At 69.7% G+C, this 10,187-nt stretch carries 13 protein-coding genes, 3 pseudogenes and 1 riboswitch; of the genes and pseudogenes, 9 read left to right on the top strand and 7 right to left on the bottom strand.

Annotated elements, in window-relative coordinates:
* The 4 genes and pseudogenes from G205_RS19865 to G205_RS19850 form a co-directional block, all read right to left on the bottom strand.
* Nucleotides 1–330 (bottom strand): ATP-binding cassette domain-containing protein (locus G205_RS19865; protein ID WP_009359595.1); only part of this gene is annotated, 330 nt, incomplete at its 3' end.
* A pseudogene (locus G205_RS19860) lies at nt 327–1,174 on the bottom strand (ABC transporter permease). The pseudogene G205_RS19860 and the gene G205_RS19865, both read right to left, overlap by 4 nt.
* Entirely contained in the window at nt 1,171–1,968 is a 798-nt protein-coding gene (gene modA / locus G205_RS19855; RefSeq protein WP_009359593.1) for a molybdate ABC transporter substrate-binding protein, read from the bottom strand. Before modA ends, G205_RS19860 begins: the two are co-directional and overlap by 4 nt.
* A complete protein-coding gene (locus G205_RS19850; RefSeq protein WP_009359592.1) occupies nt 1,965–2,375 on the bottom strand; it encodes a TOBE domain-containing protein in 411 nt (136 codons plus the stop codon). Before G205_RS19850 ends, modA begins: the two co-directional genes overlap by 4 nt.
* 119 nt (nt 2,376–2,494) lie before the next feature.
* Between G205_RS19850 and G205_RS19845 the strand changes: the two genes are divergently transcribed.
* Together G205_RS19845 and G205_RS19840 are read left to right on the top strand one after the other, a co-directional pair.
* On the top strand, nt 2,495–3,364 hold the full coding sequence (locus G205_RS19845; RefSeq protein ID WP_009359591.1) for a DUF4031 domain-containing protein: 870 nt from the start codon (nt 2,495–2,497) through the stop codon (nt 3,362–3,364).
* A complete protein-coding gene (locus tag G205_RS19840) occupies nt 3,361–4,191 on the top strand; it encodes a 2-phosphosulfolactate phosphatase (protein WP_009359590.1) in 831 nt (276 codons plus the stop codon). The genes G205_RS19845 and G205_RS19840 overlap by 4 nt, the downstream gene beginning before the upstream one ends.
* 19 nt (nt 4,192–4,210) lie before the next feature.
* Here the strand turns inward: G205_RS19840 and G205_RS19835 are convergent, their stop codons facing one another.
* Complete coding sequence (locus G205_RS19835; RefSeq protein WP_009359589.1) at nt 4,211–4,612, bottom strand: YccF domain-containing protein; 402 nt, start codon at nt 4,610–4,612, stop codon at nt 4,211–4,213.
* A 98-nt stretch (nt 4,613–4,710) separates the two neighbouring features.
* Nucleotides 4,711–5,322, bottom strand: coding sequence for a phosphoribosylanthranilate isomerase (locus G205_RS19830; protein ID WP_009359588.1), 612 nt, complete (start codon nt 5,320–5,322; stop codon nt 4,711–4,713).
* A 107-nt stretch (nt 5,323–5,429) separates the two neighbouring features.
* Between G205_RS19830 and G205_RS19825 the strand changes: the two genes are divergently transcribed.
* From G205_RS19825 to G205_RS19795, 7 genes and pseudogenes are all read left to right on the top strand, one after another.
* Nucleotides 5,430–6,014 (top strand): HutD/Ves family protein, encoded by a 585-nt coding sequence (locus tag G205_RS19825; RefSeq protein WP_009359587.1) that lies wholly within the window; start codon nt 5,430–5,432, stop codon nt 6,012–6,014.
* 109 nt (nt 6,015–6,123) lie between these two features.
* Nucleotides 6,124–6,654 (top strand): ferritin, encoded by a 531-nt coding sequence (locus G205_RS19820; RefSeq protein ID WP_009359586.1) that lies wholly within the window; start codon nt 6,124–6,126, stop codon nt 6,652–6,654.
* Nucleotides 6,655–6,724: 70 nt separating this feature from the next.
* Nucleotides 6,725–6,790: riboswitch (guanidine-III (ykkC-III) riboswitch) on the top strand.
* Between the two features lie 9 nt (nt 6,791–6,799).
* Nucleotides 6,800–7,123, top strand: a complete 324-nt coding sequence (locus tag G205_RS19815; protein WP_009359585.1) for a DMT family transporter — start codon at nt 6,800–6,802, stop codon at nt 7,121–7,123.
* Nucleotides 7,123–7,512 (top strand): DMT family transporter, encoded by a 390-nt coding sequence (locus G205_RS19810; protein ID WP_009359584.1) that lies wholly within the window; start codon nt 7,123–7,125, stop codon nt 7,510–7,512. Before G205_RS19815 ends, G205_RS19810 begins: the two co-directional genes overlap by 1 nt.
* Before the next feature lie 46 nt (nt 7,513–7,558).
* A pseudogene (locus G205_RS19805) lies at nt 7,559–8,184 on the top strand (nucleoside/nucleotide kinase family protein).
* Between the two features lie 30 nt (nt 8,185–8,214).
* Nucleotides 8,215–9,207, top strand: coding sequence for an aldo/keto reductase (locus G205_RS19800; protein ID WP_009359582.1), 993 nt, complete (start codon nt 8,215–8,217; stop codon nt 9,205–9,207).
* A 36-nt stretch (nt 9,208–9,243) separates the two neighbouring features.
* Nucleotides 9,244–9,894 (top strand): MBL fold metallo-hydrolase, encoded by a 651-nt coding sequence (locus G205_RS19795; protein ID WP_009359581.1) that lies wholly within the window; start codon nt 9,244–9,246, stop codon nt 9,892–9,894.
* 55 nt (nt 9,895–9,949) lie between these two features.
* Here the strand turns inward: G205_RS19795 and G205_RS19790 are convergent.
* Nucleotides 9,950–10,187 (bottom strand): annotated as a pseudogene (locus tag G205_RS19790) (DEAD/DEAH box helicase); the annotation flags it as partial.

The raw sequence follows: 10,187 nt of genomic DNA, 5'->3' as shown, positions 1-10,187 counted from the left end.
CCGCCGGGCGGCCCCCGCGCTCCGCGGCCCGAAGGCCACGTTTTCCAGGGCCGTGAGATGTGGAAACAGCAGGGCTTCCTGCGCGAGGAGGGCGGCGCCCCGGCTGTGCGGCGGGGCCCACCGGCGGGTGGTGCCGTCCAGGTGGAAGAGCGCGCGGCCGTCGAGGTGCGCGCGGCCGGTGTCCGGCTTGAGCAGGCCGGCGATGGTGGACAGCAGGGTGGACTTGCCCGCCCCGTTCGGCCCCATGACCGCGAGCGTTTCGCCCTGTGCTACGTCCAGGGCCACGTCGAAGCCCCGCTCAGCCACGGCTGCGTGGTAGGAAAATGTCACGGCAGGGCCCCTCCTGCCGGGACGGCCGCCGTCGTCCGTTCACCCGAAGCCTGCCGGGCGCTGCTGCGGGGGCGCCGGTAGGCGAGTGCCACCACGGCCACAGCCACCGCCACCAGGACCAGCGAAAGCGCGACGGCGGCGTCCGGGTCCGTCTCCCGCTGCAGGTAGATTTCCAGCGGCAAGGTCCGGGTGACCCCCTGCAGGCTGCCGGCAAACGTAAGGGTGGCCCCGAACTCGCCCAGGCTGCGGGCAAAGGACAGTACGGCCCCGGACGCCAGGCCGGGCAGCATCAGCGGCAGCGTGACGCGGCGGAAGACAACGCCGGGCGGCGCGCCGAGCGTGGCCGCCACGGCCTCGTACTTCTGCCCGCCGGTCCGCAGCGCCCCTTCCAGGCTGACCACCAGGAACGGCAGCGCCACGAAGGTCTGGGCCAGGACCACTGCGGTGGTGGAGAAGGCGACCTGGAGTCCGAGCACGTCCAGGGTACCGCCCAGCAGGCCCTGCCGGCCGAACGTGTACAGCAGTGCGATGCCGCCGACGACGGGCGGCAGCACCAGCGGCAGCAGCACCAGCGAGCGCAGCAGGCCCAGCAGCGGAAAGCGTCCGCGCGCCAGGACAAGGGCCAGCGGAACGCCGAGCACGATGCACAGCACAGTGCTGGCTGCGAGGTGCGAAGGCTCAGGCCCAGTGCTGTGACAGCGGACTCCGAGGTGACCAGCGGCAGGAAATTGCCCCAGTTGACCCGGCCGACGATGGCAAGCAGGGGAAGGACAATGACCAGGGCTGCCAGGGCTGCCAGGACGTAGAGCCAGCGGGGCACGCCTGTGTAGGCCGTCCGCGTCACGGGGCGCCGGCCCCGAAGCCGGCCCGTTCCAGCACCTGCCGGCCTTCGGGGCCGGCCACCAGGTCCACGAAAGCGCGGGCGGCTGCGGTGTTCCCGCCGGCCACTGCGGCGACCGGATAGCTGTTGACCGTCCCTGCCGCTTCGGGGAACGGGACACTTTCCACCCTGTCCCCGGCGGAGCGGATGTCCGTGGCGTAGACCAGGCCGGCATCGGCCTCTCCGGACACCACCTTGCCCAGTACGTCGGTGACGGAGTTTTCCTCGCTGACCGGGTCCAGGTCCGCCCCCTGCTGTTCCGCTACCGCGGCTGCCGCAGCACCGCACGGCACCTGAACGGCACAGGTGACGAGCCGTGTGCCTGTCCTGGAAAGGTCGGCAAAGGAGCTGATACGGGCAGGGTTGCCGGGCGGGACAGCGATGGCAAGGGTGTTGGTGGCGAAGACCTGCGGGTCGCCGTCGAGCAGCCCGGCGTTCCGCAGCTTATCCATGTTCCTGGTGTCCGCCGAGGCGAAGACGTCCGCGGGTGCGCCCTGGCTGATCTGCGTGGCCAGGTCCGACGATCCGGCGAAACTCAGGGTGACGTCGGTACCTGGGTGCTGCGCCTCGAACATCCCGGCCAGTTCGGTGAAGCTGGATTTCAATGAAGCGGCAGCGAAGACGGTCAGGGTCCCGCCGGCTCCTCCGGTGGAATTGCCGGGAGCGGCGGTGCCCCCGGAGCAGCCGGCGAGCCCGGCTGCCAGGACCCCGGCTGCCAGGACAAGGGCGGCAAGCACGACGCCGGCCTGCCGCCTCACAGCGCGCCCTTCCCCTGCGGGGTTTCGATGATCACGGTGGTGGCCTTCACCACGGCGGTGGCGATGGATCCCGGCTCCAGCCCCAGCTCCAGGACGGCCTCGCTGCTCATCAGGGACACCACCCGGAACGGGCCGCACTGCAGCTCCACCTGCGCCATGACCTTGTCCGCCTTGATGTCCGTCACCAGGCCGATGAACCTGTTCCGGGCCGAGCTGCCTGTCCGGTGCGGATCGTCCGGCAGCTGCGCCAGCTTCCGGGCATGGCGGGCAAGCTCAAGCCCGTCGACGGCGAGCCGGCCCGCGTCGTCCCGCAGCGGGGTGAGGGAACCGTTGTCGGTCCAGCGGCGCACGGTGTCGTCACTGACACCGAGGAAGCGCGCGGCCTCGGAGACGCGGATGATGGTCATTCGCCCACTATAGGGCGCATTTGCGGAACCATTCACTCCTTTCCTCCGCTTTTTCGACTTATTACTGCCCGCCCCGGTCCGCCGCTGGCTGCCCCGCCCGGCACTACTAGACTTCCTGCATGGCCATTTACATCGACCCGCCGCTATGGCCTGCACACGGCACGCACTTCTCCCATCTGGTCTCGGACACCTCGCTGGCCGAACTCCACACTTTCGCCGCGGCGGCGGGGATCCCTGAACGGGCCTTCGACGGCGACCACTACGACGTTCCCGAACGCCGTTTCGATGAACTGGTGGCGGCCGGTGCAATGCCCGTCGAGGCCAGGATGCTGGTCCGCAAGCTGATCTCCAGCGGCCTGCGGATCCCCGCCCGGCAGCGGAACAAGTCGCTCAAGATGCCGCTGCAGCTCCGCTGGGATGCCATCATGCCCGGCCACGACGCCCTGTTCCTGGACCTGCTGGACCGCTGGAGCGAACCGCACCGCCACTACCACGGCTGCACGCACCTGCTCTCGGTGCTCGAATCCCTGGACCTGCTCACCGAGCCGGCCGACCCGCCCCGCACCGTCCTCCTGGCCGCCTGGTTCCACGACGCCGTGTACCAGGGGATTCCCCTGCAGGATGAAGAGGAATCCGCCCGGCTCGCCGAGGACCGCCTCCGCGACGCGGGCCTGCCGGACGCCGACGTGGCAGAGGTGGCGCGGCTGGTCCGGCTGACCGGCGACCACCGCCCCGAGGCAGGGGACAGCGCCGGCGCCCTACTGTGTGATGCCGACCTGTCGGTCCTTGGCGGGGACCCGGACGAGTACGCCCGCTACCTCGCAGCTGTGAGGAAGGACTACGCCCACGTGGGCGACGCCGACTTCGCAGCCGGGCGTGCCGGCGTCGTGCGCCGCCTGCTGGAACTGGACACGCTCTTCCACACCGGCCGGGCGAAAGAGCTGTGGCTGGACGCCGCGCAGCGGAACCTGAAAGGTGAACTGGAATGAACGCCCCGTCGTCGAAGACCCTGCACGTGCATTCCGCGAACGCCGCGCACCGGCAACTCCCCTACATCGTGCGGATGGAGTGGGGGCTCGACGGCGCCAGGACAGTGGCGCCCGGGGCCGACCTTGCCGTGGTGGTGGACGTCCTGTCCTTCGGCACGTGCGTCAGCGTTGCCCTGGACCGGGGCGGGGAAGTGTTTCCGTACCCCTGGAAGGACACCAGCGCGGAGGACTTCGCGGCCCGCCACCAGGCACGGCTGGCGGGACCCCGCGACGGCGGCGGGCTCAGCCTGTCCCCTGCCACTTTCCGGGCGGCGGACCGCTTGGGGCGCGTGGTCCTGCCCTCCCCCAATGGCTCCGCCCTGTGCCATGCGCTGGCCCGGGAAGTTCCGCTGGTGGCCGCGGTCTGCCTGCGGAATGCGGCGGCCACCGCCGACTGGGTGGCGGCGAACCTTCCGGAGGACGCCGTGATTGCCGTGGTGGCCGCGGGTGAACGCTGGCCGGATGGAAGCCTGCGCCCCGCCGTCGAGGACCAGATCGGGGCCGGCGCCTTCATCGCCGGCCTGGCAGCCTCCGGCAAGGGCGGTTACGAGGCGGCGGAGGGCCGGGAGGGCAGGCACGGCTACGCGCCGGAAGCGGAACTGGCCATGGCCGTCTTCGAAGCCGCCGAGCCGGACCTCCGCGGGATGCTGCACGGCTGTTCCAGCGGCCGGGAACTTGCCGGCGCCGGCTATGGCGGGGACGTGGACATCGCCGCCGAACTGGACGACAGCGATGCCGTTGCGATCCTCGTGGACGGCGCGTTCCGGAACAACCCGCCGCGCCGCTGACCGTCCCCTGTGCCGGTTGCTACCGGTAGGCCTTCACGAACGGCGTGCTGGTGGGCACGATCTGCTTGCCCAGCGGCATCAGGGAGACAGGAATGAGCTTCAGGTTGGCGATGGCCAGCGGGATGCCGATGATGGTCACTGCCATGGCGAAGGCCGTGACCACGTGGCCGATGGCGATCCAGATGCCCGCAACCAGCAGCCAGATGACGTTGCCCAACATCGGGAAGATGCCCGCGCCGCCCGGCTTGTCCACCACGGTTCGGCCGAAAGGCCACAGCGTGTAGGCGGCAATCCGGAAGGAGGCGATGCCCCACGGGATGGTGATGATCAGCAGGCAGCAGACCACGCCGGCCACAAAGTATCCCAGGGCGAGCCAGAGGCCGCCGAAAACCAGCCAGATGATGTTGAGCAGCGTCTTCATTCATCCATTGTCCCCCGGCAGGTGCCACGCCACGGTGGGGGAAGCCCCTGACCGGACCCTGAAATCAGCGGCCCCTGAAGCGGCGACCCGGTCCGGCGTCAGACCGTGGCGTCCGACTTCGCGGCATGCACGAAGGCGCGGATCTTGGCCAGGTCCTTCACCCCGCGGGATGCCTCCACGCCGGAGGACACGTCCACGCCCCACGCCTGGGCGGACGCAGCTGCCTGGCCCACGTTCTCCGGGTCCAGTCCGCCGGCCAGCAGCCACTTGCGTCCCTGCAGCTCGGGCACCTCGGCCATCGCGGCGTAGTCCCAGGTTTCGCCGGAGCCCGGCACGGCGGCATCGATCAGGAGCAGGTCCTCGCCCCAGTCTTCAATCTCGTGCCGCGTGGCATCCATGGTGACGGCCCTGATGACCTTCATGCCGGCGTCGTGCACCGTGGCAATGTCCTCCCGGGTGCGGGCGCCGTGCAACTGGACCCATTCCAGCCCGGCGGCGCGGGCGATGGCGACGGCGTCGGCCACCGGCTCATGCCGGAACACACCGATGGGGGTGACCCGGCCCGGGACCTCCGCCAGGAGCGAGGACACCTGGCCCGGCGAGACAACCCGCGGACTGGCGGTAAGCACGAAACCCACGGCGTCCGCTCCGGAATCAACCGCTTCGCGGACCGATTCCGGAGTACTGAGACCACACACTTTGACGAACATTCCCGGCTCCTTCAGGCTGTTTTCGTGATGACCCCCCGGAGGAGAGTAGCAGGGAAGGCTGTGACGCGCGACGGCGGGAGGCGCAGCCGGGGAACTAGGCTGGGCTGATGCAGATCATCCGCTTCGCAGACCTTAAGGCCGAACCGTGGCGCAACGGCGGCGGCGTGACGCGCCAGCTGGCCAGCCGGCCCTCGGCGGCCGGCGGGGAGGACGGCCAGGACGGAAGCTGGGACTGGCGGGTGAGCATCGCAGACGTCACCAGGGCCGGCGACTTCTCACCCTTCCCGGGGATGGAGCGGCTTTTAACCGTGATCGAGGGGGACCTGCTGCTGCTGACCGTTGGCGGCGCCGAGCATCCGGTGGAAAAGTACCGGCCCTTCCGGTTCGACGGCGGGGCGGCCACCGCGGGCGCCCTGCCCACGGGCGACATCCGGAACCTCAACGTCATCACCCGGGCCGGGGCGTACAAGGCATACACGTCCATCATCGAGCTCTCCAAGAAGCGGTCCAAGCCCCTGTGGGACGGGCAGCTGGGTGTCCTGCTCCAGGGCCAGGCCACGGTGGCCGATGCAACCCACGAACCGGAGGCACTGGGGCGGTACGACGCCGTGGTGGGCTCGGACGGCAGCACTCCGGAGGTCCTGGGCAGGGGCTTCCTGGCCGTGGTGTCAATCGACCCGGTCGAGGACTGATCCGGGCTGATCTTGGGCTAATCCGCGCGTCTGGATAGGCCAGCCTCGCCTTGGGAAGACGAGCCTTTCCACACTGGTTACCGGTGGCCGCCGTCCCTAGACTCAGGCTATGACCAGAACAACGTTCAACGCGCTCCTGTCCACCCAGATCGCCAATGAGTTCACTGCATCCCAGCAGTACATTGCCGTGGCCACCTGGTTCGCCAACCAGGACCTTCCGCAGCTGGCCAAGTACTTCTACCGCCAGTCGGTGGAGGAACGGAACCACGCCATGATGATGGTGCAATACATGCTGGACCGCGACATCCCCTTCACCATCCCCGGTGTCCCGGCCGTGCGCAACGACTTCTCCAAAGTCACCGAGCCGCTGGCCCTTGCCCTGAACCAGGAGAAGGAAGTCACCCGCAACATCGAGGACCTGTTCCGGGCTGCCCGCAGCGAGAACGACGCCCTGGGCGAGCAGTTCATGCTCTGGTTCCTCAAGGAGCAGGTGGAGGAGGTGGCGTCCATGACCACGCTGCTGAACATTGCGGAGCGGGCCGACAACCTCTTCGACATCGAGAACTTCATCGCGCGCGAGACCATCGGCGACGGCGGCCGCGACACCGCCGCCCCGGAAGCCGCAGGCGGCGCGCTCTAGGACCAGTACGCGGCTGGTGAGGTTGGCCACCAACGTGGCCAGCCGCCGTCGTGCGTTGCTACGCTGGAAACCAAGGCTCCGCACCCGAGCCTCCGGACGACGGTTCAGTACCCGGCACGCGACAAGACTGGCCAAAGGATCTGTCATGTCGTGGCTAATTCTCCTTCTCTCCGGCGCCCTTGAAGCCGTCTGGGCCGCAGCCCTGCACCGCGCCTTCCAGGCAACAGGCCGCCGCCGGATCGCACCGTCCCTTCTGTTCGTGGTCTCCGTCGCGGCCAGCACCGCCGGCCTGGCCATTGCCATGCAGACCATCCCTACCGGCACCGCCTACGCCGTCTGGGTGGGGGTCGGCGTGGTCCTGACGTCGGCGTACGCCATCGCCACCAAGGTGGAACGCCCGACGGCGGCGCGCCTGCTCCTGCTGTCCGGCATCGCCGCGTGCGTGGTCGGCCTGAAGGTGGTGGCGTGATGCTGAAGCGTTCCGTTCCGTGGCTGGTGCTCCTGGCTTCCGCCGTCCTCGAAGCTGTCTGGGCAACCGCCCTCGGCCTCTCCGACGGGTTCACCAGGCCCCTGCCCACCCTGGTATTCATCGTCACCGCCGCCCTGAGCATGCTGGGCCTGGGCATGGCGATCCGCAGCATCCCGCTGGGCACCGCCTACGCCATCTGGGTGGGCATTGGTGCCGCACTGACCGTGGGCTGGGCGATGGCAACCGGCGTGGAACCCTTCAGCGTGCCCAAGGTGCTGTTCATCGCCGGCATCGTGGCCTGTGCCGCCGGCTTGAAGCTGCTCCCGGCCCGGAAGCAGGCGCCCGCCGCCGAGCAGGCCCCGGAACCTGCCGGGCCCGCCCGCCGCTGATGCAGGCCGGGGCGGTCTAGAGGCCCGGGCAGTCTAGGCTTTTGCCATGGACTCCCCCGAGATCAGCCAGGCCATGGATGCCCTGCGGCGCCGCCTGGTTCCCGGCGCGCGCACCATCCTGGGCATCACCGGCGCGCCGGGCTCGGGCAAATCCACGTTTGCCGCCTGGATCCAGCAGCAGTTCGGCCCGGCGACGGCGGTGGTGGTTCCCATGGACGGCTTCCACCTGGCAACGCCATCATCGAGGGGACGCCGCTGCGGCAGCGGAAGGGCGCCATCGACACGTTCGACGCCGGCGGGTACCTTTCGCTGCTCCGGCGCCTGGCGCGCCGGGACGAAGCGGTGGTGTACGCGCCTGAGTTCCGGCGCACCCTGGACGAACCGGTGGCCGCCTCCATCGCCGTCCCCGCCGAGATACCCCTGGTTATCACGGAGGGGAACTACCTGCTCGCCGAGCAGGAGCCGTGGAAAGAGGTCCGGGCACAGCTGGACGAGGTCTGGTTCGTGGACACCCCGCAGGAACTGCGGCTTCGGCGCCTGGCGGCACGGCATGCCTCGTTCGGAATGGACCAGGCCGCCGCGGAGGCGTGGGCGGCGGGACCGGACGAGAACAACGCCCGACTGGTCCAGGCCACCCGGCCTGCCGCGGACCGCATCATCCCCTGGAACTGAAACAAGCCCACACCAGCAAGGAGGCCACGGATGGCACCAGCAGTACAACTCGGCGACGATCTGAACGTCAGTCCCCTTGGCTTCGGCGGCATGGCCCTGACCCCCGTCTACGGTGAGGTGGACCCTGCGGATGCGCTGCGGACCCTGCACCATGCCGTGGACGCCGGTGTCAGCTTCTTCGACACTGCCGACGTCTACGGCGGGGGCAGCAACGAGGAATTAATTGGCCGCCTGCTCCGGGAGCGGCGCGGCGAGGTCCAACTGGCCACCAAGTTCGGGTTGGTGGGGAGTCCTGCCGGCGGTTATACGGACGTCCGGAACGATGCCGCCTACATCCGCCAGGCCGTGGACCGGAGCCTGCGGCGGCTGGGCACCGACGTGATCGACCTCTACTACATGCACCGCCGTAACCTCCACGTTCCGATTGTGGAAACCGTGGAGGCCATGGCGGAGCTTGTGCAGCAGGGCAAGGTCCGGCACCTGGGCCTGTCTGAAGTGACGGCGCAGGAACTGGAAGAAGCCTCCGCTGTCCACCCCATTGCGGCGGTCCAGAGTGAATGGTCCATCTGGAGCCGCGACGTGGAACGCAACGTTGTTCCTGCCGCCGCCGCCCTGGGGGTGGGGTTCGTGCCGTACTCGCCGCTGGGCCGGGGATTCCTCACCGGCACGGTGGACGCCGCGAGCCTGGGGGACAACGACTTCCGCCGCAACATCCCCCGGTTTGCCCCGGACGCCGCAGCGGCGAACCAGGCAGTGGTGGCCGCCGTCCGGGCGGTGGCCGATGAGCTGGGTGCAACGCCGGCGCAGGTTGCCCTGGCCTGGCTGCTGGTGCAGGGCAGGCGGCTGGGCCTTCCCGTGGTCCCCATCCCGGGCACCCGCAAGCGGGACCGGATCGATGAGAACCTGGGCGCCCTCGCCCTGGACCTTAGCCCCGCCCAACTGGACGCGCTGGGCCGGGCCTCGGACGCCGTCGTCGGCTCCCGTTCAGCCGATCCCACCTGGGTGTCCCAGGGCCGGGAATAGCCCGTCCCGCGGACCGCGGTCCCTAGACTGAAGCCCATGGACTCACTTCTTCATGACCTGCCGGCCCTGACCATCCGCCGCATCTCCGTCAGCGACATGGACAACAACGTGTACCTGCTGACCTCCAAGGCCAGCGGTGAACAGGTGCTGATCGACGCGGCCGACGATGCGCCCGCCATCCGGCAGCTGCTGGCGGACGGGGCTTCGGACACCTCCGCCGCGCCCAGCCTTGCGCTGATCGCCACCACCCACCAGCACTGGGACCACGTGCGGGCGCTCAAGGAGCTGGTTGAAGCGACCGGCGCGCCCACCGCCGCAGGGGCGGACGACGCCGAGGCGCTGCCCGTTCCGGTGGACCGCCGCCTTGGGCACGGGGACATGGTTGGCGTGGACGGGTTCGAACTCACGGCTGTCCATCTTCGCGGACACACGCCGGGCTCGATCGCCTTTGTCTTCCAGGACCCGGAAGGCCCGGTCCACATCTTCTCCGGCGACTCGCTCTTTCCCGGCGGAGTCGGCAACACGCAGAAGGATCCCGAGCGGTTCAACCAGCTGCTGTCCGACGTGACGGAGCGGCTGTTCGGCACCTACCCGGATGCCGCCGTCGTGCATCCCGGCCACGGAAAGCCGACGACGCTCGGCGCCGAGCGGCCACACCTGGAGGAGTGGCGCGCCCGGGGCTGGTGAAGGGTTTCGACAGGCTCAACCACCGGTGGTTGAGCCTGTCGAAACCTACTTAGTGCTAGCGGCCACGGCGTTCGTTCGACGCCGGAGCCGAAGCACGGCGGGGACCGCTGCGGGCGGGACGGCCTGAACCGCCGCCGTTGCCGGCGTAGGAGCCGCCGGACGTTCCGCCGGTGTTCGAGGACCAGACAGCCTTGCTGCCGCCCGCGTTGGACGCACCCGAGCCGGAGCGCTGGCCGCCTGAGCGGCCGGCACCGGCAGCAGTGCGCTGGCCGGTGGCCGGGCGTCCGGAGCGC

Origin of the sequence: Arthrobacter nitrophenolicus (genome assembly GCF_000332815.1) — a bacterium.
GTDB lineage: Bacteria > Actinomycetota > Actinomycetes > Actinomycetales > Micrococcaceae > Arthrobacter > Arthrobacter nitrophenolicus.
The sequence above is the reverse complement of the archived record's forward strand: the minus strand, read 5'-3'. Positions and strand labels throughout refer to the sequence as shown.